The organism is Dongia sp. P2_B8 (assembly GCF_056404715.1).
Genome location: NZ_JBFUDM010000003.1, coordinates 1 through 22146 on the forward strand (window position 1 = coordinate 1; position 22146 = coordinate 22146).

Below are 22146 nucleotides of genomic sequence, written 5' to 3' on the forward strand. Positions count from 1 at the left end.
AGGCACCGAAATGGTGAGGTGATGCCCGGCGACAACATCGCGATGGTGGTCAACCTGATCGCCCCGATCGCCATGGATGAAGGTCTGCGCTTCGCCATCCGCGAAGGCGGTCGCACCGTCGGCGCCGGCGTCGTCGCCAAGATCGTCGAGTAAGGGCTGCAAGGCCGAAGGATCCAGAAGATGGAAAGCCAGAATATCCGCATCCGCCTGAAGGCGTTCGATCATCGTGTGCTCGATCAGTCGACCAACGAGATCGTCAGCACGGCGAAGCGCACCGGCGCACAGGTTCGTGGGCCGATCCCGCTGCCGACGCGCATCGAACGCTTCACCGTTAACCGTTCGCCGCACGTCGATAAGAAGAGCCGCGAACAGTTCGAGATCCGCACACACAAGCGGCTCCTGGACATCGTTGATCCGACCCCGCAGACGGTGGACGCGCTGATGAAGCTCGACCTCGCCGCCGGCGTGGATGTCGAGATCAAGTTGAAGAATTAAGAGGAGGGGCACCTATGCGAACCGGCCTCATCGCCCAGAAGCTGGGCATGACCCGCGTCTTCGCCGAAGATGGCGCGCACGTGCCCGTGACCTTGTTGAAGGTCGCTGGTTGTCAAGTCATCGCGGTTCGGACCGAAGAGCAGAACGGCTATAACGCCGTGCAGCTCGGTCTCGACAAAGCGAAAGTGAAGAACGTCTCGAAGGCCCAGCGTGGCCATTTCGCCAAGGCGAAGGTCGAGCCGAAGAAGAAGATCGCGGAATTCCGCGTCGACAAGGATGCGCTGCTCGAAGTCGGCGCCGAACTGTCGGCTGATCATTTCGTGACCGGCCAGTTCGTCGATGTCACCGGCACCACCATCGGCAAGGGTTTTGCCGGCGGCATGAAGCGCTGGAACTTCGGCGGTCTGCGTGCGACCCACGGCGTCTCGGTCTCGCACCGTAGCCTCGGTTCGACCGGTCAGCGTCAGGATCCGGGCCGTACCTTCAAAGGCAAGAAGATGGCCGGCCACCTGGGTGACGAGCGTGTCACCACGCAGAATCTGAAGGTCGTCGGTACTGATCCGGCGCTCGGCATCGTCATGGTGAAGGGCAATGTTCCGGGCCACGAGGGCTCCTATGTCCTTATCAAAGACGCCGTGAAGCGCACTTTGCCGAAGGATGCGCCGTTCCCGGCCGCCCTCAAGGCAAAAGCCGAAGCGGCTGAGTGAGCGAGGAAATCATGAAGCTCAAGGTCATCGACATCAACAACAAGCCGCAAGGCGAGATCGAGTTGGACGACGCCACGTTCAACGACATCTTTGCTCGCCCTGTGCGCAAGGACATCCTCGCCCGCGTGGTCAATTGGCAGCTCGCCAAGCGCCGCTCCGGCAATCACAAGACCAAGGAAATCGGCGACATTTCCGGTACCACCAAGAAGCCCTATGCCCAGAAGGGCACGGGTCGCGCCCGTCAGGGTTCGCTGCGCTCGCCGCAGTTCCGCGGTGGTGCGACGATTTTCGGCCCGGTCGTGCGCAGCCATGAGCATGATCTGCCGAAGAAGTTCCGGGCTTTGGGCCTGAAGACGGCGCTTTCTTCCAAGGTCAAGGAAGGCAAGCTCATCGTCCTCGACGGCGTCGGCACCGACGCCAAGACCAAGGACGTGGTCAAGAAGTTCGAAGCCCTGGGCTGGAAGTCGGTTCTTCTCATCGAAGGCCCGGCGGTCACCGAAGGTTTCGCCCGCGCCGCGCGCAACATTCCCAATGTGGATGTGCTGCCGCAGCAGGGTGCCAACGTTTACGACATCCTGCGCCGCGACACCTTGGTTCTGACCAAGGACGCTGTGCAACATCTGGTGGAGCGCTTGAAATGAGCCGCGCACGGAAGATGGTTACACCGAAGGTGAAGCTCTCCGAAGCAGCGATGCTAGAGATGATTCGCCGTCCCCATGTGACTGAAAAGTCGACTATGGGTTCGGAACATAATCAGGTCACCTTCAAGGTGCCGCTCGATGCCAGCAAGCCGGAGATCAAGGCTGCAGTCGAAGGCGTCTTCAAGGTGAAGGTCGATGCCGTCAACACGATCCGTGTCGAAGGCAAGACCAAGCTGTGGCGCGGCCGTTCGGGCAAGCGTCCGGATTTCAAGAAAGCGATCGTGACCCTCGCCGAGGGCCACAAGATCGACGTGACGACGGGGATCTAAGCCATGGCTTTGAAGACATTCAAGCCGACTTCCGCGGGTCGCCGCCAGCTGGTCCTCGTGGACCGCAGCGAACTGCACAAGGGCGATCCGGTCAAAGCTTTGACCGAGGGCCTGAAGAAGTCCGGTGGACGCAACAATCGCGGTCGCATCACGGCCTTCCGCACCGGTGGTGGCCATAAGCGCCGCTATCGCCTGATCGATTTCCAGCGTCGCAAGTTCGACGTGGTGGGAACGATCGAGCGTTTGGAATACGATCCGAACCGCACGGCCTTCATCGCGCTGGTGAAGTACAGCGACGGCGAGCTCGCCTACATTCTGGCGCCGCAGCGCCTGAAGGCTGGCGACCAGGTCGTCTCTGGCGATCGCGTCGACGTGAAGCCGGGCAATGCCATGCCGCTGCGCTCGATCCCGGTCGGCACCATCATCCACAATGTCGAGCTGAAGCCCGGCAAGGGCGGCCAGATGGCCCGTTCCGCTGGTACTTTCCTGCAGCTCGTGGGCCGCGACCAGGGCAATGCGCTGCTGCGTATGCCCTCTGGCGAAGTCCGCATGGTCAAAGCCGAATGCATGGCGACGATCGGTGCGGTCTCCAATCCGGACCAGCAGAACACCTCGATCGGCAAGGCCGGCCGCGCCCGTCACTTGGGCTACCGTCCGACCACGCGCGGTATCGTGATGAACCCGGTCGACCATCCGCACGGCGGTCGTACCAATGGTGGCCGCGCCTGGGTAACTCCCTGGGGCAAGCCGACCAAAGGCAAGAAGACCCGTCACAACAAGAAGACGGATGGCCAGATTCTGCGCCGCCGTCACGCAGCGAAGAAATAAGGAGGGCGACAGAAAATGGCTCGCTCCGTATGGAAAGGTCCGTTCATCGACGGCTATCTGCTGAAGAAGGCAGAGACGTCGCGTGCTTCGGGCCGCAACGAAGTGATCAAGACCTGGTCACGCCGTTCGACCATCCTGCCGCAGTTCGTCGGCCTCACCTTTGGCGTCTATAACGGCCAGAAGTTCCTGCCGGTTCTCGTCACCGAGAACATGATCGGCCACAAGTTCGGCGAGTTCTCGCCGAGCCGGACCTTCCACGGTCATGCCGCCGACAAGAAGGCGAAGAGGGCCTAACGATGAGCAAGCAGAAGAAAGCCCGCGTGCTCAAGGAAACCGAGGCGAAAGCCGTGGCCTCCGTCGTTCAGACGACGCCGCGTAAGTTGAACCTCGTCGCCCAGATGATCCGTGGCCTCGACGCCCAGCCGGCCCTGGCGGCCCTCACCTTCTCCAAGAAGCGTGCGGCCCAGGACGTGCGCAAGGTGCTGCAGGCGGCGATCGCCAACGCGGAAAACAACCATTCGCTCGACGTCGATCGCCTGTTCGTCGCCGAAGCCTATGTCGGCAACAGCTTCCGCCTGAAGCGTTTCCATGCCCGCGCCCGCGGTCGTGGCGTGAAGGTCGTGAAGCTCTGGAGCAACCTGACGGTCGTCGTGCGCGAGCGCGTCGAAGCCGAGGAGGCAAAGTAATGGGTCAGAAAGTCAACCCGATCGGGCTGCGCGTCGGTATCAACCGCACCTGGGATTCGCGCTGGTTCGCCGATAAGGACTATGCCCAGCTCCTCCATGAGGATCTGCGGCTGAAGAAGTACCTGACCGAGCGCCTCAACCAGGCCGGTGTCGCCCGTATCGTGATCGAACGTCCGGCCAAGAAGGCCCGTGTCACCATTCACACGGCGCGTCCGGGTGTGGTGATCGGCAAGAAGGGCGCCGACATCGAAAAGCTGCGCAGCGAACTCTCGAAGATGACGGGCTCGGAAGTGAGCCTCAACATCATCGAAATCCGCAAGCCGGAAATTGACGCCAAGCTGATCGCCGATAACATCGCGCAGCAGCTCGAGCGCCGTGTTGCCTTCCGCCGCGCCATGAAGCGTGCGGTGCAGTCGGCGATGCGTTTGGGTGCCTTGGGCATCCGGATCAACTGCTCGGGCCGTTTGGGTGGCGCGGAAATCGCGCGTCTGGAATGGTATCGCGAAGGTCGCGTGCCGCTGCACACGCTCCGCGCCGAGATCGATTTCGGTGAAGGTACGGCGAAGACCACCTATGGCACCTGCGGTGTCAAGGTTTGGGTCTTCAAGGGCGAGATCATGGGCCACGACCCGATGGCCATGGACAAGCGGTCCATGGAACATCAGGCGCCGGCGCGCTAAGGCTTTGGCCTTGGTTGAGCGATAGGGAATAGGACGATGCTTTCTCCTAAACGTACAAAGTTCCGTAAGGCCCATAAGGGTCGGATCAAGGGCGATGCCAAGGGTGGCTACACGCTCGATTTCGGCGCCTTCGGCATGAAGGCGATGGAACCGGGCCGTATCACGGCGCGGCAGATCGAAGCGGCCCGCCGCGCCATCACGCGTCACATGAAGCGCGTCGGCAAGGTGTGGATCCGGGTGTTCCCGGATGTGCCGGTCAGCCGCAAGCCTGCCGAAGTCCGCATGGGCTCGGGCAAGGGTACGCCGGAATTCTGGATGTGCCGTGTGAAGCCGGGTCGCATCATGTTCGAGATCGACGGCGTTCAGCGCCAACTCGCGGAAGAGGCGTTTACCCTCGCCGCTGCCAAATTGCCGATCAAGACGCGCCTCGTGGGCCGTCTCGGCGAAGAATAAGAAACGAGGAACCCGATCATGAAGGCGAAAGACGTTAGCCTGAAGACCGAGGACCAGCTCAAGGCTGACCTCGTTACCTTGAAGAAAGAGGCCTTCAACCTGCGCTTCCAGCGCGCGTCGGGGCAGCTTGAAAACACCGCGCGCGTGCGCGTCGTTCGGCGTGACATCGCCCGCATTGAGACTTCGCTGCGCCAGAAGGTGCAGTCGAAGGCCTCGGCCTAAGCGGGAAGTAGGAGAGAGAGAATGCCCAAGCGCGTTCTGCAAGGCACCGTGGTCAGTGACAAGACCGACAAGACCATCACAGTATTGGTCGAGCGTCGCGTCATGCACCCGGTCTATAAGAAGATCATCCGTCGTTCGAAGCGCTATGCTGCGCACGACGCTGAGAACAAGTGCAAGGTTGGCGACGTGGTGTTCATCCGCGAATGCCGTCCCTTGTCGAAGACCAAGCATTGGGAAGTGGTCGACGCTGCCACCGCCCAGGCTTAACTGTTAACTAGCGTAATTGTAACGAGAGGATCTGAACCATGATCCAGATGCAGACGAACCTGGATGTCGCCGACAACTCAGGCGCGCGCAGGGTGCAGTGCATCAAGGTGCTGGGTGGCTCACACCGCCGCACAGCCGAAGTCGGCGACGTTATCGTCGTGTCGATTAAGGAAGCCATTCCGCGCGGCAAGGTGAAGAAGGGCGATGTCCATCGCGCCGTCATCGTGCGCACCGCCAAGGAAATTCGCCGCGCCGATGGCAGCGCCATTCGCTTCGACCGCAACGCTGCGGTGTTGATCAACAAGCAGGGTGAGCCTATCGGCACCCGCATCTTCGGCCCGGTGACTCGCGAGCTCCGTGGCAAGAAGTTCATGAAGATCATCTCGCTCGCTCCCGAAGTGTTGTGAGCGAAGAGGCAAGGTGCTGAAAATGGCAACAAAGCTTAAAGTGAAAAAGGGCGACAAGGTGGTTGTGATCACCGGTCGCGACAAGGGCAAGACCGGCGAGATCATCGAGGTCCAGCCCGCTGCAAACCGCGTCAAGGTGCGCGGCGTCAACATGGCAAAGCATCACCAGAAGCAGTCCATGCAGACGCCGGGTGGGATCATTGAGAAGGAGGCAACCATTCACGTCTCCAATATCGCCCACATCGACCCCAAGACGCAGAAGCCGACGCGTATCGGCTACCGGATCGAAGGCGACGCGAAGGTTCGCGTGGCTCGTCGTTCCGGCGAAAAGATTGATTGAGGGAGCGAGGACAGATGCGTACCCGCTTGCATGAGCATTTTGAAACCGTCGTTCGTCCGGCCCTGATGAAGGAGTTCTCGTACGAGAACGTCCACCAGTGCCCGAAGATCGAGAAGATCGTCATCAACATGGGTGTTGGCGAAGCCACGGCCGACAGCAAGAAGATCAACGTTGCGGTTGACGAGCTCACCGCCATCGCCGGCCAGAAGCCGGTGGTGACGAAGGCTCGCAAATCGATCGCGGTCTACAAGCTGCGCGAAGGCATGTCGATCGGCACCAAGGTCACCCTGCGCCGGGCCAAGATGTACGAATTCCTGGACCGCCTGATCACCATCGCCTTGCCGCGTGTCCGCGATTTCCGCGGCGTGAAGGGCGACAGCTTCGACGGCCGTGGCAACTATGCCCTGGGCCTCAAGGAGCAGCTGGTGTTCCCCGAGATCGACTACGACAAGGTCGATGCGGTGCGTGGTATGGACATCATTATCGTCACAACCGCCAAGACCGATGCTGAGGCCAAGGCGTTGCTGAAGGGCTTTCAAATGCCCTTCATCAATTAAGCCGGGCCGGAGGAAAAGACATGGCTAAGACTAGCTCCGTTCAGAAGAACAAGAAGCGCGAGAAGATGACGAAGCAGTTCGCTGCGCGTCGTGCGCGCCTGAAGGCGGTTGCCGATAACGAAGCGTTGCCGATGGAAGAGCGCTTTGCCGCGCGCCTGAAGCTCGCTGAACTGCCGCGCAACTCGTCGAAGGTCCGCATCCGCAATCGTTGCGAACTCACCGGCCGTCCGCGCGCCACCTATCGCAAATTTAAGCTGTCGCGCATTGCGTTGCGCGAGCTCGCTTCGACCGGCCAGATTCCTGGCATGGTCAAGTCGAGCTGGTAAGGAGCAAGAGATGAACGATCCCTTGGGAGATCTCCTGACGCGCATCCGCAACGGCCAGAAGGCCCGGATGTCGGCAGTGACCAGTCCTTCTTCACGTCTTCGCGCCAATGTGCTCGAAGTTCTGAAGCGTGAAGGTTATATCCGCAATTTCAGCGTCGATGGCACGAAGCCCGGCGGCGAGATCACGGTCGAGCTCAAGTATCACGAGGGTCAGCCCGTGATTCAGGAGATCGCCCGCGTGTCCAAACCCGGTCGTCGGGTGTACTCGAAGATCTCCGACCTGCCGCGCTACTATAACGGCCTCGGCATCTCCATCCTGTCGACGCCCCGTGGCGTCCTCTCGGACAGCGAAGCGCGTACCCAGAACGTGGGCGGCGAAGTGCTGTGCCGCGTGTTCTAAGCGAGGAGAACCGAAGTCATGTCTCGCGTTGGTAAAAATCCCGTCGCCCTGCCGCAAGGCGTCAGCGTCGATCTCGCCGGTGGCCTGGCCACGGTGAAGGGCAAGCTCGGCTCGTTGAAACTGCCGATCTCGTCCCATGTCGAAGTGAAAGTGGATGGCGACAAGGTGTGGGTGAAACCCATCACCGAAACGAAACAGGCTCGTATGAGCTGGGGCGCTACCCGCGCCAATCTCAAGAACATGGTCGAAGGCGTCTCCAAAGGCTTCACCAAGATTCTCGAGATCAACGGCACCGGTTACCGTGCTGCCGTCCAGGGCAAGAACCTGCAACTCAATCTCGGCTACAGCCACGACGTGAGCTATCCGATTCCGGAAGGCATCACGGTGAAATGCGATAAGCCGACGTCGATCTCGATTAGCGGGTTCGACAAGCAGACGGTTGGTCAAGTTGCTGCGGAGATTCGCAGCTATCGTGCGCCTGAGCCCTACAAGGGCAAGGGTATCAAGTACTCGACCGAGACCATCCTGCGTAAGGAAGGCAAGAAGAAGTAAGGGCTGGACATGTCGAAAACGAAAGAACTTTTCGAGCGCCGCAGGGCGCGCGTCCGGACCTCGCTCCGGAATAAGTCGATCGGGCGCCCGCGTTTGTCGGTGTTCCGTTCGAGCCTGCATATCTACGTTCAGATCATCGACGACGTTAACGGCAACACGCTTGCTGCCGCGTCGACGGTGGACAAGGAACTGAAGGGCAAGATCAAGACCGGTGCCAATATCGATGCCGCCAAGGCTGTGGGGAAACTCATTGCTGAACGCGCCGTCTCCAAGGGCATCAAAGAAGTGGTCTTTGATCGCGGCGGTTACATTTACCACGGTCGGGTCAAGGCCCTGGCCGACGCTGCCCGCGAAGCCGGGCTGGCGTTCTAAGGAAGGGACCTCAAGACTATGGCCAAACCAGCAAAGAGCGAGCGCCGTGACCGCGAGCGCCGTGATCGGGAGACCGAGGTCGAGCTCATCGAAAAGCTCGTCGGGATCAACCGCGTTGCAAAGGTGGTAAAGGGCGGTAAGCGCTTTGGTTTTGCTGCGATCGTTGTCGTCGGTGACGGCAAGGGCCGCGTCGGCCACGGCGCCGGCAAGGCACGTGAAGTGCCGGAAGCCATCCGCAAGGCCACTGAACATGCCAAGCGCGGCATGATCCGTGTGGCGCTCCGCGAAGGCCGCACATTGCATCATGATGTGACCGGCCATTACGGCGCCGGCCGCGTTGTGCTGCGCGCTGCCGATGCCGGTACCGGCATCATCGCCGGCGGTCCGGTTCGTGCGATCTTCGAAGCCCTGGGCGTCAATGACGTCGTGGCGAAGTCGGTCGGCACGTCCAACCCGCACAACATGATCCGCGCCGCTTTCGACGCGCTCAATCATTGCTCCTCGCCCCGTTCCGTGGCTGCTCGCCGCGGCAAGAAGGTGAGCGACGTGATTGGCCGCAAGGATGCCGCCGCCGAAGCGCGCGAATAAGCGCGTCGGGCAAGGGAGTTTAGAACATGGCTGGCAAAGTCAAAATCACGCAGACCGGTAGCAGCATCGGCCGCCGCGCCGATCAGCAGGATACGCTGAAGGCCCTCGGTCTTAACAAGATCAACCGCTCGCGTGAAGTCGACGATACGCCGTCGATCCGCGGCATGATCGCCAAGGTTCAGCATCTGCTGCTGATCGAGCCGGTGAAGTAAGGAACAGTTCCATGAAGCTGCATGAGCTTTCAGACAATCCGGGTGCCCGCAAGAAGCGCATCCGTGTCGGCCGCGGTATCGGTTCGACCAAAGGCAAGACCTCGGGCAAGGGTGGCAAGGGCCAGACCGCGCGTTCGGGCGTCTCGATCAATGGCTTCGAAGGCGGTCAGATGCCGCTCTATCGGCGCTTGCCGAAGCGTGGCTTTAACAACATTTTCCGTCTCGACTTCGCGGTCGTGAACCTTGGCGCATTGCAGGATGCAATCGATGCCAAGCGTCTTGACGCCACGAAGCCGGTCAACGGCAAGGTACTGAAGGCCGCCGGTCTCATCGGCCGGGTCCGCGACGGTGTCCGTCTGCTGGCCAAGGGCGAACTCAAGACCAAGCTCAACATCACGGTCGTCGGTGCCTCCAAGGCAGCCATCGAAGCGGTGGAGAAGGCAGGCGGTACGGTGGTCGTAAAGGCCCCCAAGAAGCCCAAGGTCGAAGGCGCCGCGGCGTAAGTTACGGCGGCTCAAAAATAATCAGGCCCCCGATGCAATGCGGGGGCCTGATCACTAAATAGCGTTAACACCGCACCAACGCGATAGCGTTAATGTTGCACCGACGCGCCGAAGGGTAACTGATGGCCTCCGCTGCTGAACAACTTGCCGCCAATATCAATTTCGGTGCCTTCGCCAAGGCCGAAGAGCTCAAGGCGCGCATCTGGTTCACGCTGGGCGCCCTGATCGTCGCCCGCATCGGCGCCTATATCCCGCTGCCGGGTATCGATTCGGCGGCCTTTGCCGCGATTTTCTCGCAGCATTCGGGCGGCGTTCTCGGCATGGTCGACATGTTCGCTGGTGGCGCCATCAGCCGCATGACCGTGTTTGCCCTCGGCATCATGCCGTACATCTCTGCTTCCATCATCATGCAGCTGCTGACCAGTGTCTCGCCGCAGCTTGAAGCCTGGAAGAAAGAAGGCGACGCCGGTCGCAAGAAGATCAATCAATATACCCGCTATGGCACGGTCATCCTGGCCATGGTGCAGGCTTTCGGCATGGCCAATGGCCTTCAGAGCATGGCTGGTCCTTCTGGCGGCGCCGTCATCAACCCGGGCATGATGTTCGTCTTCGTGACCGTGGTGACGCTCACCGGTGGCACCCTCTTCCTGATGTGGCTGGGCGAACAGATCACCGCGCGCGGCATCGGCAACGGCATTTCACTCATTATTTTCGCAGGCATCGTCTCGCGTCTGCCGACGTCGCTCGGCCAGCTCCTCGAGCAGCTTTGGGCCGGGTCGATTTCGGGCTTTACCGTGCTCCTCTTTGCCGTCGTTGCCGTGGCGGCCATCACGGGCATCGTGTTCTTCGAGCGTGCTCAGCGGCGCCTCATTGTGCAATATCCTAAGCGCCAGGTCGGCAATCGGATGTTCGGCGGCGAATCCTCGCATCTGCCGATGAAGCTCAATGCGTCGGGCGTCATTCCGCCGATCTTCGCCTCGTCGATCCTGCTGCTGCCGCTGACCGTCGCTGGCTTCTATGGCACGGGCGCCGATACGCCGGGTTGGCTGCAGGAAGCGATGGCCTATTTCGGCCACGGCAAGCCGCTTTATATCGTGTCCTATATCGCGCTGATCGTCTTCTTCGCCTTCTTCTACACCGCGATCGTCTTCAACCCGGACGACACCGCTGAGAATCTGAAGAAACATGGCGGCTTCCTGCCGGGCATCCGGCCGGGCAAGAACACGTCGGACTATTTCGATTACGTGCTGACGCGCCTGACTGTGATTGGTGCGGCCTACCTTGCCGTCATCTGCGCGCTGCCGGAAATTCTCATCGCCAACTATGCCATGCCGTTCTATTTCGGCGGCACCAGCTTGCTGATCGTGGTCTCGGTGACCATGGACACAGTGGCGCAGATCCATTCGCATCTGCTGGCGCATCAGTATGAAGGCCTGTTGAAGAAGTCCAAGCTGAAGGGGCGGCGCGGATGAAATTGATCCTGCTGGGGCCGCCGGGGGCGGGCAAGGGTACACAAGCAAAGCGACTGTTCGACCGACATCACCTGATCCAGCTCTCGACCGGAGATATGCTCCGCGCCGAGGTTGCATCGGGTTCTGCTTTGGGCGCACAGGCCAAGCAGGTGATGGATGCCGGCCAGCTGATGCCGGACGCCATCGTCATCAGCATGATCGAAAAGCGCATCGAGCAGCCGGACTGCAAGGACGGCTTCGTCCTTGACGGTTTTCCGCGCACCGAAGGCCAGGCGACGGCTCTCGATTCGATGCTCTCAAAGCACAACGCCAAGATCGATGGCGTCATTGAACTCGCGGTGGATGAGGCAGCGCTGGTTGAGCGCATCTCCGGCCGCTATGCCTGCGCCAAATGCGGTGCCGGCTATCACGACGTTTTCCAGAAACCGAAAGTCGCCGGCGTGTGCGATTCCTGCGGGGGGAAAGACTTCACCCGACGCAAGGACGACAATGCCGAAACGGTAAAGGCCAGGCTGGTCGCCTATCGCCAGCAGACAGCTCCGATTCTGCCCTATTACAAGGGCAAAGGACTGCTGCATCAGGTGGACGGCATGGCAGATCTTGATGAAGTCACCAAAGCGATCGAGCAAGTGTTAACGAAAATCAAAGCCTAAGGCTTTGATTTAAAGCGAAAATCTGGAATCGCTGGAAAGGCGGACCAGAGGTTGACGGGCGGGCATTTCGCCATATAATGCGCGCCTTCTCGACACCCCCGGCGAACCCAGGGTTTTCGGGCGTTTCGACTTGCGTTTATCGCATGATTTAAGGAGAGCCGACGTGGCGCGTATTGCTGGCGTGAACATTCCGACGCAAAAGCGGGTGGTCATCGCGTTGACCTACATCACTGGCATTGGTCCGAAGAAGGCCAGCGAGATCTGCACGAAGGTCGGCATTCCGGCCGAACGTCGTGTGCATCAGCTGACCGACGCCGAAGTCGGTAAGATTCGTGAAACCATCGACCAGGATTACATGGTCGAGGGCGATTTGCGCCGCCAGGTTGCCATCAACATTAAGCGTCTGATGGATCTCGGTTGCTATCGCGGCCTGCGCCATCGCAAGGGCCTGCCGGTTCATGGTCAGCGCACTCATACCAACGCCCGTACCCGCAAGGGCAAGGCCGTTGCGATCGCCGGCAAGAAGCAGGCGACGAAGTAATTTTGATGTGCCGCGGCCGCTCATTGGCCGCTGCATTTTGCTCAAGGAACGGACGAAAAAATGGCGAAAGCTGCAGCAGCCGCACCCGGCGCCCGCGTACGTAAGCGCGAACGCAAGAACATCACGTCGGGCATCGCCCATGTGAATGCGAGCTTCAACAACACCATGATCACGATCACCGATGATCAGGGCAACACTGTCGCCTGGGCTTCGTCCGGCGCCTCCGGTTTCAAGGGTTCGCGCAAGTCGACCCCGTATGCCGCCCAGGTTGCCGCCGACGCGGCCTCCAAGAAGGCGATGGAACATGGCGTGAAGACGCTCGAAGTCGAAGTGAAGGGTCCGGGTTCGGGCCGTGAAAGCGCGCTGCGCGCCTTGCAGGCCGCCGGCTTCACCATCACCTCGATCCGCGACGTGACGCCGATCCCGCATAACGGCTGCCGCCCGCCGAAGCGTCGCCGCGTCTGATCAGAATTCGGCTCCGGCACGTTTTGCCGGATCCAGAGGCGACGTGCGCGGGAAGCAATGCTTCCCGCCACACGCGTTTTAAGACCCCAGCCTTGCTTTAGGCCAAATCGGATCTCCGGACCGCAACGACAGAATGGTTGTCGGCCGGCTATGAAAGGACGAATGCCGTGATTCAGAAAAACTGGACCGAGTTGATTAAGCCGAACAAGAAGTTCGACGCGGGTACCGATGCCAAGCGTGGCGGCACCCTGGTGATGGAACCGCTTGAGCGCGGCTTTGGCCTGACGCTCGGCAATGCGTTGCGTCGTGTGCTGCTCTCCTCGCTGCAGGGCGCTGCCGTGACCGCGATCCATGTCGACGGTGTGCTCCACGAGTTCAGCTCGATTCCCGGCGTTCGTGAAGACGTGACCGATATCGTCCTCAACGTGAAGCAGATCGCGCTGCGCATGGGTGGCGATGGTCCGAAGCGCATGCGCCTGAAGGCCCAGGGCCCCGGCGAAGTGAAGGCTGGCCAGATCGAAGTCGGTCACGACATCGAGATCCTCAATCCGGATCTGGTGCTGTGCACGCTCGATCAGGGTGCCAACCTGTCGATGGAATTCACCGTCGAAGCCGGCAAGGGTTATGTGCCCGCCTCCAACAACCGTCCCGAAGACGCGCCGATCGGCCTCATCCCGGTCGATGCCATCTTCTCGCCGGTGAAGAAAGTCTCCTACAAGATCGACAACAGCCGCGTAGGCCAGGTCACCGATTATGACCGCCTGTCGCTGACGATCGAAACCAACGGCGCCGTGACCCCGGAAGATTCGCTGGCCATTGCCGCGCGCATTCTCCAGGACCAGCTGCAGCTGTTCATCAATTTCGAAGAGCCGACGGCGGCTGTTGCCGAAGTCGCGACCTCCGAGCCGCCGTTCAACCGCAACCTGCTTCGGAAGGTCGACGAGCTCGAGCTCTCGGTCCGTTCGGCGAACTGCCTGAAGAACGACAACATCGTCTATATCGGCGATCTGGTGCAGAAGACCGAAGCAGAAATGCTCCGCACGCCGAACTTCGGCCGCAAGTCTTTGAACGAGATCAAGGAAGTCCTGGCGCAGATGGGTCTCCATCTCGGCATGGAAATCCCGAACTGGCCGCCAGAGAACATCGAGGATCTGGCCCGCCGTCTCGACGAGCCGTATTGATTTTGAGATAGGCATGGATCGGCGTGTGCCGATCCATGTCGGGTCATGGTGACCCGCCCCTGCCGAGCCTGAGATGCATTCTTGCGCCGGATTTGGGATTGCCATCGGATCTACGACCGCCGCCGAGATAATCGCCGGCATCAAGTCGCAGGCCAGACTGAAGGAGCACGACAATGCGTCATGGTATTAAGGGCCGTAAGCTCAACCGCACCAGCAGCCACCGCAAGGCGCTGTTTATGAATCTGTCTCAGGCGCTGATTAAGCACGAGCAGATCACCACCACGCTACCGAAAGCCAAGGACTTGCGCCCGATCGTCGAAGGCTTGGTGACCAAGGGTAAGAAGGGTGGCCTCGCCAACCGTCGCCTGTTGATCGCCCAGCTGCAGAACGAAGCGCTTGTCGAAAAGCTCATGACGGTTCTGGCCACCCGCTACAAGACCCGCGCTGGCGGTTACACCCGCGTGCTGAAGGCTGGCTTCCGTCATGGCGACATGGCGCCGATGGCTGTGATCGAATTCGTTGATCGCGACCTCGCCGCCAAGGGCCAGGATTCGGGGCCGAAGCAGAATGCCGGTGCTACCGAGGACGCCGCGGCGTAAGCTGCGGGCGCGGCTACGGCCACGGAAATGCGAAGGGCGGCCTTGTCGGCCGCCCTTTTTGCTATCATCTGTTGATCGATGGAACTGACCGCCAGGAAATCGGATCTTGCCATGAAGCCAATCTGTGCCGCCCTCATAGCTCTTCTGACGATCGCCCCGGTCCTTGCGCCAGCCAAGGCTGACGACACGGTGCCGACCAGCAAGGCACAGATCGATCTCACCTTTGCCCCGCTGGTAAAGGCGGCAGCACCTGCCGTCGTCAGCATCTATACCCGCACGGTGGTCAAGGAACGGGCTGCCTCGCCCTTCTTCGACGATCCTTTCTTTCGCCAGTTCTTCGGCGACCAGCTCAAACTGGGTCAGCCCAAGGAGCGGGTGCAGGGCGCTCTGGGCTCGGGCGTTATCGTGCAGACCGACGGCCTTATCGTCACCAACAACCATGTCATCGAGGGCGCAGACCAGATCCGCGTCGTGCTCAGCGACAAGCGAGAGTTTGAAGCCAAGGTGATTGCTGCCGAAGAACGGCTCGATCTCGCCTTGCTGAAAGTCGACACCAAAGGCGAAGCGCTGCCGACCCTCTCCTTGCGCGATTCCGACGAGCTTGAGGTGGGCGATCTGGTGCTGGCGATCGGCAATCCGTTCGGTGTCGGCCAGACCGTGACTTCCGGCATTGTCTCAGGCGTCGCGCGCACCAATACCGGCATCGGCGATTTCGGCTATTTCATCCAGACCGACGCTGCCATCAACCCCGGCAATTCCGGTGGCGCGCTCATCGGCATGGACGGGAAACTGATCGGTATTCCGACCGCGATCTTCTCCAAGACCGGTGGTTCGGTCGGCATCGGCTTTGCCATCCCCGCCAACATGGTGGCGGCCGTGGTCGCTGCCGAGGGGGCCGGCGGCAAGCTGGTGCGGCCCTGGATCGGCGCCGCCGGCGAGGCTGTTACCTCCGATATCGCCAAGAGCCTGGGCCTGTCGCGCCCCTTCGGCGTGGTGGTGCAGCAGCTCTACGCCAAGGGTCCGGCCGAACAGGCGGGCATCAAAGCCGGCGACATCATCGTTGGCGTCAATGGCCGCGAAGTCGAGGATCCGGAAGGCCTGCGTTTCCGTCTCGCCACCTTGCCGGTCGGCAAATCGGCGACGCTCAATGTGCTGCGCAAGAATGAACCGCTTGATCTGCCGGTCAACCTCATCGCACCGCCCGATGATCCGGCGCCGCATGAAACCTTGCTGGATGGCCGTCAGCCGCTGTCCGGCGCCCTGGTGGTCGATCTGTCACCGGCGACCAGCGACGATCTCAACATCGGTGCCTGGGAAGGTGTTGCCATCGCCAAGATCAAGCGCGGCAGCATCGCCGACCGGGTCGGGTTTGAAGCCGGCGACCTCATCGTGAAGATCAACGACCAGGCGATCGAGTCCGCTGCCGGTCTCGCAGCGACGATGAATGGAACCTCGGCACCTTGGGCGATCACCATCAATCGCGGTGGTCAGACCAAAACGTTCGATCTCGACTAGCATGAGGAGGCGGTCGTGAGCGGGCTCTTCGAATCACAGGCACCGCGACCGCTCGCTGACCGACTGCGCCCGCAAAAGCTGGGCGACATCGTCGGCCAGGATCATCTCATCGGTCCCAACGGACCGATCTCGCGCATGCTGGCGGCTGGTCAGGTCTCGTCGATGATCCTGTGGGGCCCACCGGGTTGTGGCAAGACCACACTCGCGAAGTTGCTGGCCGATGGTGTCTCGCTGCATTTTGAGTTGCTCTCGGCGGTCTTCTCCGGCGTTGCCGATCTGCGCAAAGTGTTCGAGGCAGCCCGCGATCGCCGCCGCATGGGGCAGGGAACCCTCCTCTTCATCGACGAAATCCATCGCTTCAACCGCGCCCAGCAGGATGGCTTCCTGCCTTATGTCGAAGACGGTACCATCGTGCTGGTGGGCGCCACCACGGAAAATCCCTCCTTCGAATTGAACGCTGCCTTGTTGTCACGTTCGCAGGTCTTCGTGCTCAATCGGCTCGATGTCGCGGCCGAGGAATTGCTGCTGGCCCGCGCCGAAGGTCTCATGGGCTACCGCCTGCCGCTCGATGAGCAGGCGCGTGCAGTGCTCCTCGATATGGCCGATGGCGATGGCCGCTATCTCCTCAACCTCGCCGAGGAACTCTTCCGCCTGCCGCCCGATGTGCTGCTCGACCCGGCAGGCCTCGGCCAAGCGGTCCAGCGCCGTGCTCCTCTCTACGACAAGGCGCAGGAGGGGCATTACAACCTCATCTCAGCGCTCCATAAATCCCTGCGGGGTTCTGACACCGATGCAGCGCTCTATTGGTTCGCCCGCATGCTGGACGGTGGCGAGGACCCGCTCTATATCGCCCGCCGGCTGGTGCGCTTTGCAGCCGAGGATATCGGCTTGGCCGATCCACAGGCGCTGACGCAGGCACTTGCTGCCTGGGACACCTATAAGCGGTTGGGCTCGCCGGAAGGCGAATTGGCGATCGCCCAGGCCGTCATCTATCTGGGCACCGCGCCTAAATCGAACGCCGCCTACCGGGCCTATAATGCCGTGCGCAAGGCGGCCAAGCTGCATGGCTCCCTGATGCCGCCCAAGCACATCCTCAACGCGCCCACAAAGTTGATGCAGCAACTCGGCTATTCCGCAGGCTATGCCTATGATCACGATGCCGAGGATGGTTTTTCAGGTCAGAATTACTTTCCTGATGGCATGCGGCGCGAACGCTTCTATCAGCCGGTCGAACGCGGCTTTGAGCGCGAGCTGGTCAAGCGCCAGGACTATTGGGACAAGCTGCGTGCCAAGCGGCAGCAGCGTCCCAAGACCCCAATAGACAGGCCCGCTGCCGACAAGCCCGAAGACGAGAACGATGCTTGAACGTTGAACCACACCTAGACCGTCCGGTGTAGTCAAGCCGGATGTGAGTGTTAACGATACGGCAAAGTCCGGACTTGCTCCGCGTAAAAAGGCAAGGGGCAAGGTCTGCATGGGAGGCGGCTTCGCCATGCAAGATGAAGGGCTTGTCGCCTGAAACCAGCTTGGTTAGGGTCCCCGCAGAAAGCCTAAGGAATACGAGGCAATCCAAAAGAGGGATGCCGCGCTTGCCCAGCAGGGCACCGGTGTTCCTCAGTGGTGGCGGCCAAACCGCTGGATAAAGGCGAGCTGTCAGAATGCAAGATTATCTTTCGCCCGAACGTGATCGTGTAGCCCTTATCACCATCGACGCTCAGCGCGATTTTATCCTGCCCAATGGGCCTGCTTCCGTCAGCGGTTCGCTCTCGGCCGTGCCGCAGATGCAGCGCCTGACCCAGGCCTTCCGGCAGCTGGGTGCCCCCATCGTCCACATGGTGCGGCTCTATCGCTGTAACGGTTCCAATGTTGATCTCTGCCACCGCGCGCAGATTGAATCCGGCCAGCGCATCGTCATGCCGGGGACTCTGGGCTGCGAACTGATTGATGATCTCAAGCCCGACGCAACACAGCGGATCGAGCCCGAATTGCTGCTCGACGGCAAGCTGCAGGAGATCGGACCCAAGGAATGGATCGGCTACAAGCCGCGCCTCTCCGCCTTCTTCCAGACCCCGGTTGAGGAACATCTGAAGGCGCTGGGTATCAGCACCATTGTCATCTGCGGGACCGATTTCTCCACCTCGCCACGCTCCAGCGTGTATGCTGCGGCCAACCGCGATTTCCGCATGGTGCTGGCGACCGACGCCATTTCGGGTGCCACCGATGTCGGTCTCAATGAATTGGCGCAGATTGGTGTTTACCTGATGGCGACGGAACAATTGCTCGACTGGTTGTCACGCAGCCGGCAAGCCGCCTGATGAACATCTCTTCCGGCCACGCGTCATGAGTGGCGTCCAACAATTCACCATCACCGCATCGGATGGCGATCAGCGGCTCGACCGCTGGTTCAAGGGCAAGTTCCCGCATCTCACCCATGGGCGTCTGCAGAAGCTGCTGCGCACCGGCCAGGTGCGTATCGACGGCAAGCGCGCCAAGGCTGCTGACCGCCTGGCGCCCGGCATGGTCGTGCGTGTTCCGCCGCTGGGCGATGCCAATGAACCGCGTCCCGACATGGATGCGCCAAGCGGCCCGCGGCCGATCACGGCCAAGGAAACTGAGATGCTGCGCAAGGCGGTCCTCTTCAAGGATGCCGACGTCATCGTCCTCAACAAGCCGGCCGGGCTCGCCGTCCAGGGTGGTACCGGTCTCGACACCAACATCGATGCCATGCTCGAAGCCTTGCAATTCGATGCGCCCGAACGGCCCCGTCTCGTCCATCGCCTCGACCGTGACACTTCAGGCTGCCTGGTGCTGGCGCGCAGTCAGGCTGCAGCAAGGAAGCTTGCCGAGGCATTCCGGCACAAGACCGCCCGCAAGGTCTATTGGGCGGTGACCGTCGGCGCCCCGAAGATGAACGAGGGCAAGATCGATGCGCCGCTCGCCAAGCAGAGTGTCGCGGCCGTCGGCAGGCGATCTGCCGAGCGCGTGCAGATCGACGAGGATGACGGCAAGAAGGCCGTCACCTATTACGCGGTGGTTGAGCGCGCCCATGACAAGGCGGCCTGGCTTGCCTTAATGCCGGTCACCGGCCGCACCCATCAGCTGCGCGCCCATTGCGTGGCCTTGGGGACGCCGATCCTTGGCGACGGCAAATATGCCGGCGCCAAAGCCTATTTCGCACGGGAGTCGCTGGCTAACCAGCTGCATCTCCACGCACGCTCGATCCGCATTCCGCACCCGACCCGCGGCGTCATCAATGTGACGGCGCCTTTGCCGCCCCACATGCAGAAGACCTGGGATTTCTTCGAGTTCGCGAGCGAGCCGGATTCGGACCCGTTCGCCGACCTCGATATCTGAGCCGGGGACAGATCCAGGATGCCGCCGGTTGGTCGCTATCGCCTCGTGATCTTCGATTGCGACGGCACGCTGGTGGACAGTCAGCAGAACATCATCGCCGCCATGCAGGGTGCCTTCGGCCAGTTCGGCCGGCCGCTGCCGACACCTGATGCCGTGCGTCGCCAGGTCGGCCTCAGCCTTGAAATCGCCGTGGCGCGGCTGCTGCCGGCGGAAGAGCAGGCTGCCGCCGGCGAGATCGCCGAAGCCTATCGTGTCATCGTCCGGGCCCTGCGCAGCGAGGGGGGCATTGCCGAGCCGCTTTATGAGGGAATCCGTGACCTCATCCTTGCCCTTGACCACCCGGAATTGTTCTTAGGGGTGGCCACGGGCAAGAATCTGGTGGGGTTGGAGCATACTTTGGCCCTCCACGGCCTCCGGGAGCGCTTCCACACGCTTCAGACGGCCGACCGGGCGTTGAGCAAGCCCCACCCCGACATGGTCCTCCGCGCCATGGCGGAGACCGCCTGCGAGGCGCCGGAAACGGTCATGATCGGCGATACCAGCTTCGACATGGAAATGGCCTGTGCCGCCGGTGCGACCGCCATCGGGGTCAGCTGGGGCTATCATCCGGGGCAGGAATTAACGGCTGCCGGCGCGCACCGGGTGCTGAATTCTCCGACTGAGCTCATCCCCTATTTGCAAAGCCTTTCCGCCAACCGCTAAAATCCCCACCGGATTATGGGAGGAAGCGCCCGATGCGGTTGAAGACCATTCTGGCCGGGCTGGTGATGCTGGCGATCGGCCTCGCGGTGACATTGGTCGCCATCGTCAAATCGACCGACTTCAACGCCTATAAGGACCTCATCGCGGCCCAGGTGAAGGCGGCGACCGGGCGCGATCTAGTTCTGGCTGGCAATGTCGAGCTTGGCATCTCCATGTCACCCACCTTGACGGTGAGCCAGGTCACCTTCCGCAATGCCGAATGGGGTACCGAGCCCGCCATGGTGAAATTCGATCGGCTGACCGCCGAGATCGAATTGCTGCCGCTGCTCTCTGACCAGATCATCATCAAGCGCCTCATCCTGTCCGACGCCGACGTGCTGCTGGAAACGGACAAGGATGGCACCGGCAATTGGGTGATGGGTGGTGGCACCAGTGGCTCGGCGCCTCTGCCCCATGTCGCAGATGTGCTGGTCGATCGCCTGAGCATCCGCTACCACGACGGTCAATCCGGCGTCACGCGGCGCATCGACATCGACAACCTCGCAGCTCAATCGGCCGCGATCGGTGCGCCGATCACGCTTGCCTTGCGCGCCACAATGGCGGGCGAGAAGCTTGCTGCCGACGGGCAGATCGGCGCCTTGCGGCAGTTCACCCAGGGGCCATTGCCGCTCGACCTCAAGGGCAGCGTTGGCGCGGTCGCTTTTACGGCCAGCGGACAGATCGCCGATCCGGCCCAGCTCGAGGGGATCGATCTCGACCTGTCGCTGATCTCCAATGGTGCTGTCACCTTCGGCGATTTCAAGCTGCCGGGCGAGGGACCCTATCGCATCGCCGGACATCTGGCTGGTGCCAAGGGCAGCTACAAGCTCACCGCCGCCAGCGGCCGTGTGGGGGACAGCGATTTTACCGGCGACATGGAATATACACTGGGTGAAAAGCGGCCGTTCGTCGGCCTCCGTCTCGCCTCGACGCATCTTGCCAGCAAGGATTTCGGCCTGGAGCCGGTTCTCTCGGGGCCGGACAAAGGCCCCAAGGACGGCAAGGCTTTCTCAGGCGAGCCTTGGGACATCCCGCAGCTCGACATGCTGGACGCCGATGTCCTGTGGACCGCGCAGGAATTTGCCCATGGTCCCTATCCGCTGAAGAATGCCAGCATCGAACTGCATCTGCGGGACGGCAAGCTCGACCTCACCAATGTGACAGGCAATCTGGTCGACGGACGTTTCTCTGCCGGCGGTACGCTCGACAGCATGCAATCCCCGCCGCCTGCGGTGGTGCGCATGCGGGCGGACGATGTGGCGGCGGTTCCGCTGCTCGAAACCATGGGTCTTGCCGGCGTGTTGCAGGCCAAGAACGCCAATCTCGAAGTCGAATTGAGCGGCCCGGCCGCTTCCCTGCGCGCGTTGATGGCATCTGCCAATGGCAACGTGCTGTTCGAAACCGGCAGCGGCCGGCTGCAGAATGATTTCGTGCGCCTGCTATTCGCCGATGTGTTTGGGCTCATTTCCTTCGGCGGCAGCAACGATGCCTCGCAGGTGAATTGCCTGGTGACGCGTTTTGACATCAAGAACGGTATCGCCCAGTCGCGCGGCATTGTGCTGGATACGCCAGGTGCCACGGTGCTGGGGTCGGGCACCATCGATCTCGGTGCCGAGCGTCTCAACCTTCATCTCGACACGCAGTCGAAGCAGGTCAACCTAGCCAATCTCGCCGTACCGATGAATGTCACCGGCCCGTTGTCAAAGCCGAGCGTGACGCCCGATGCGCTGGGGACCATTGAAAACACAGCGGGTTTTGCCACCCGCGCCGCCAATTTCGCGACCTTCGGCGCCTTATCGGCCGTGACCGGCCTGGGTTCGTCGCAGGATCTTGGCCCCAATCCCTGCCGCTCGGCGCTCGATGCCGGCGTCAAGGCTGGCAGCTCGGCGGCACCGGGCGAGAAGATCATCAACGGCACGGGCCAGGTGATCGAAGGGGTGGGCGAAGGTGCCGGTCAGGTCATCGAAGGTGTCGGCGACGGTGCCAAGAAGATCGGCAAGGAAACAGGCAAGGCGCTGGAATCGATCGGCGACGGCATCACCAATATCTTCGGGAATTGA

General features: G+C 61.4%; 34 protein-coding genes. All 34 read left to right on the forward strand.

What is annotated here, in order from left to right:
- The coding region (locus AC1DWZ_RS07595) for an EF-Tu C-terminal domain-related protein (RefSeq protein ID WP_477169481.1) at window positions 1–153 on the forward strand (153 nt) is incomplete at its 5' end.
- Between the two features lie 27 nt (window positions 154–180).
- Window positions 181–495, forward strand: a complete 315-nt coding sequence (gene rpsJ / locus AC1DWZ_RS07600) for a 30S ribosomal protein S10 (protein ID WP_298681953.1) — start codon at window positions 181–183, stop codon at window positions 493–495.
- 14 nt (window positions 496–509) lie between these two features.
- Window positions 510–1202, forward strand: coding sequence for a 50S ribosomal protein L3 (rplC, locus tag AC1DWZ_RS07605; protein ID WP_477168282.1), 693 nt, complete (start codon window positions 510–512; stop codon window positions 1200–1202).
- Between the two features lie 11 nt (window positions 1203–1213).
- Window positions 1214–1843, forward strand: a complete 630-nt coding sequence (gene rplD / locus AC1DWZ_RS07610; protein ID WP_477169482.1) for a 50S ribosomal protein L4 — start codon at window positions 1214–1216, stop codon at window positions 1841–1843.
- A 14-nt stretch (window positions 1844–1857) separates the two neighbouring features.
- Complete coding sequence (locus AC1DWZ_RS07615; protein ID WP_298681965.1) at window positions 1858–2172, forward strand: 50S ribosomal protein L23; 315 nt, start codon at window positions 1858–1860, stop codon at window positions 2170–2172.
- Between the two features lie 3 nt (window positions 2173–2175).
- On the forward strand, window positions 2176–3000 hold the full coding sequence (gene rplB, locus AC1DWZ_RS07620) for a 50S ribosomal protein L2 (protein WP_477168283.1): 825 nt from the start codon (window positions 2176–2178) through the stop codon (window positions 2998–3000).
- Window positions 3001–3015: 15 nt separating this feature from the next.
- Window positions 3016–3294, forward strand: a complete 279-nt coding sequence (gene rpsS, locus AC1DWZ_RS07625; RefSeq protein WP_298681950.1) for a 30S ribosomal protein S19 — start codon at window positions 3016–3018, stop codon at window positions 3292–3294.
- A 2-nt stretch (window positions 3295–3296) separates the two neighbouring features.
- Entirely contained in the window at window positions 3297–3686 is a 390-nt protein-coding gene (rplV, locus tag AC1DWZ_RS07630) for a 50S ribosomal protein L22 (protein WP_477168284.1), read from the forward strand.
- On the forward strand, window positions 3686–4366 hold the full coding sequence (gene rpsC / locus AC1DWZ_RS07635; protein ID WP_477168285.1) for a 30S ribosomal protein S3: 681 nt from the start codon (window positions 3686–3688) through the stop codon (window positions 4364–4366). The genes rplV and rpsC overlap by 1 nt, the downstream gene beginning before the upstream one ends.
- 36 nt (window positions 4367–4402) lie before the next feature.
- On the forward strand, window positions 4403–4819 hold the full coding sequence (gene rplP / locus AC1DWZ_RS07640) for a 50S ribosomal protein L16 (protein ID WP_477168286.1): 417 nt from the start codon (window positions 4403–4405) through the stop codon (window positions 4817–4819).
- 18 nt (window positions 4820–4837) lie between these two features.
- Complete coding sequence (gene rpmC, locus AC1DWZ_RS07645) at window positions 4838–5041, forward strand: 50S ribosomal protein L29 (protein WP_477168287.1); 204 nt, start codon at window positions 4838–4840, stop codon at window positions 5039–5041.
- Between the two features lie 21 nt (window positions 5042–5062).
- On the forward strand, window positions 5063–5308 hold the full coding sequence (gene rpsQ / locus AC1DWZ_RS07650) for a 30S ribosomal protein S17 (protein WP_303980474.1): 246 nt from the start codon (window positions 5063–5065) through the stop codon (window positions 5306–5308).
- Between the two features lie 38 nt (window positions 5309–5346).
- Complete coding sequence (rplN, locus tag AC1DWZ_RS07655; protein WP_320502893.1) at window positions 5347–5715, forward strand: 50S ribosomal protein L14; 369 nt, start codon at window positions 5347–5349, stop codon at window positions 5713–5715.
- A gap of 22 nt (window positions 5716–5737) precedes the next feature.
- Window positions 5738–6055 (forward strand): 50S ribosomal protein L24, encoded by a 318-nt coding sequence (rplX, locus tag AC1DWZ_RS07660; RefSeq protein ID WP_477169483.1) that lies wholly within the window; start codon window positions 5738–5740, stop codon window positions 6053–6055.
- 14 nt (window positions 6056–6069) lie between these two features.
- Window positions 6070–6612 carry a 50S ribosomal protein L5 gene (rplE, locus tag AC1DWZ_RS07665; RefSeq protein WP_477168288.1) on the forward strand — a complete coding sequence of 181 codons (543 nt, stop codon included), beginning with the start codon at window positions 6070–6072 and terminating at the stop codon, window positions 6610–6612.
- 20 nt (window positions 6613–6632) lie between these two features.
- Window positions 6633–6938 carry a 30S ribosomal protein S14 gene (gene rpsN, locus AC1DWZ_RS07670; RefSeq protein WP_477168289.1) on the forward strand — a complete coding sequence of 102 codons (306 nt, stop codon included), beginning with the start codon at window positions 6633–6635 and terminating at the stop codon, window positions 6936–6938.
- 10 nt (window positions 6939–6948) lie between these two features.
- The gene (rpsH, locus tag AC1DWZ_RS07675) at window positions 6949–7338 is read left to right on the forward strand and encodes a 30S ribosomal protein S8 (protein WP_298681941.1); all 390 of its coding nucleotides are present in this window, start codon (window positions 6949–6951) and stop codon (window positions 7336–7338) included.
- 18 nt (window positions 7339–7356) lie between these two features.
- Complete coding sequence (gene rplF / locus AC1DWZ_RS07680) at window positions 7357–7890, forward strand: 50S ribosomal protein L6 (protein WP_477168290.1); 534 nt, start codon at window positions 7357–7359, stop codon at window positions 7888–7890.
- A gap of 9 nt (window positions 7891–7899) precedes the next feature.
- Window positions 7900–8262 (forward strand): 50S ribosomal protein L18, encoded by a 363-nt coding sequence (gene rplR, locus AC1DWZ_RS07685; RefSeq protein ID WP_477168291.1) that lies wholly within the window; start codon window positions 7900–7902, stop codon window positions 8260–8262.
- 18 nt (window positions 8263–8280) lie between these two features.
- Window positions 8281–8850, forward strand: coding sequence for a 30S ribosomal protein S5 (gene rpsE, locus AC1DWZ_RS07690; protein ID WP_477168292.1), 570 nt, complete (start codon window positions 8281–8283; stop codon window positions 8848–8850).
- Between the two features lie 26 nt (window positions 8851–8876).
- Window positions 8877–9062: a 50S ribosomal protein L30 gene (gene rpmD / locus AC1DWZ_RS07695; RefSeq protein ID WP_477168293.1), complete on the forward strand. Its 186-nt coding sequence runs from the start codon at window positions 8877–8879 to the stop codon at window positions 9060–9062.
- 11 nt (window positions 9063–9073) lie between these two features.
- Window positions 9074–9565: a 50S ribosomal protein L15 gene (gene rplO, locus AC1DWZ_RS07700; RefSeq protein WP_477168294.1), complete on the forward strand. Its 492-nt coding sequence runs from the start codon at window positions 9074–9076 to the stop codon at window positions 9563–9565.
- Between the two features lie 122 nt (window positions 9566–9687).
- Window positions 9688–11037: a preprotein translocase subunit SecY gene (gene secY, locus AC1DWZ_RS07705; RefSeq protein ID WP_477168295.1), complete on the forward strand. Its 1350-nt coding sequence runs from the start codon at window positions 9688–9690 to the stop codon at window positions 11035–11037.
- Window positions 11034–11690, forward strand: coding sequence for an adenylate kinase (locus AC1DWZ_RS07710; RefSeq protein WP_477168296.1), 657 nt, complete (start codon window positions 11034–11036; stop codon window positions 11688–11690). Before secY ends, AC1DWZ_RS07710 begins: the two co-directional genes overlap by 4 nt.
- A 163-nt stretch (window positions 11691–11853) precedes the next feature.
- A complete protein-coding gene (gene rpsM, locus AC1DWZ_RS07715; protein WP_477168297.1) occupies window positions 11854–12231 on the forward strand; it encodes a 30S ribosomal protein S13 in 378 nt (125 codons plus the stop codon).
- A gap of 60 nt (window positions 12232–12291) precedes the next feature.
- Window positions 12292–12696 carry a 30S ribosomal protein S11 gene (gene rpsK / locus AC1DWZ_RS07720; RefSeq protein ID WP_477168298.1) on the forward strand — a complete coding sequence of 135 codons (405 nt, stop codon included), beginning with the start codon at window positions 12292–12294 and terminating at the stop codon, window positions 12694–12696.
- A 167-nt stretch (window positions 12697–12863) separates the two neighbouring features.
- Complete coding sequence (locus AC1DWZ_RS07725; protein ID WP_477168299.1) at window positions 12864–13877, forward strand: DNA-directed RNA polymerase subunit alpha; 1014 nt, start codon at window positions 12864–12866, stop codon at window positions 13875–13877.
- Between the two features lie 173 nt (window positions 13878–14050).
- Window positions 14051–14476, forward strand: a complete 426-nt coding sequence (gene rplQ, locus AC1DWZ_RS07730) for a 50S ribosomal protein L17 (protein ID WP_477168300.1) — start codon at window positions 14051–14053, stop codon at window positions 14474–14476.
- Window positions 14477–14587: 111 nt separating this feature from the next.
- Window positions 14588–15991 carry a Do family serine endopeptidase gene (locus tag AC1DWZ_RS07735; protein ID WP_477168301.1) on the forward strand — a complete coding sequence of 468 codons (1404 nt, stop codon included), beginning with the start codon at window positions 14588–14590 and terminating at the stop codon, window positions 15989–15991.
- Between the two features lie 15 nt (window positions 15992–16006).
- On the forward strand, window positions 16007–17356 hold the full coding sequence (locus tag AC1DWZ_RS07740; protein WP_477168302.1) for a replication-associated recombination protein A: 1350 nt from the start codon (window positions 16007–16009) through the stop codon (window positions 17354–17356).
- A gap of 293 nt (window positions 17357–17649) precedes the next feature.
- Window positions 17650–18306 carry a cysteine hydrolase family protein gene (locus AC1DWZ_RS07745; protein WP_477168303.1) on the forward strand — a complete coding sequence of 219 codons (657 nt, stop codon included), beginning with the start codon at window positions 17650–17652 and terminating at the stop codon, window positions 18304–18306.
- A 25-nt stretch (window positions 18307–18331) separates the two neighbouring features.
- Window positions 18332–19345 (forward strand): RluA family pseudouridine synthase, encoded by a 1014-nt coding sequence (locus AC1DWZ_RS07750; RefSeq protein WP_477168304.1) that lies wholly within the window; start codon window positions 18332–18334, stop codon window positions 19343–19345.
- Window positions 19346–19363: 18 nt separating this feature from the next.
- Window positions 19364–20047: an HAD-IA family hydrolase gene (locus tag AC1DWZ_RS07755; RefSeq protein WP_477168305.1), complete on the forward strand. Its 684-nt coding sequence runs from the start codon at window positions 19364–19366 to the stop codon at window positions 20045–20047.
- A gap of 32 nt (window positions 20048–20079) precedes the next feature.
- Window positions 20080–22146, forward strand: a complete 2067-nt coding sequence (locus tag AC1DWZ_RS07760) for an AsmA family protein (RefSeq protein WP_477168306.1) — start codon at window positions 20080–20082, stop codon at window positions 22144–22146.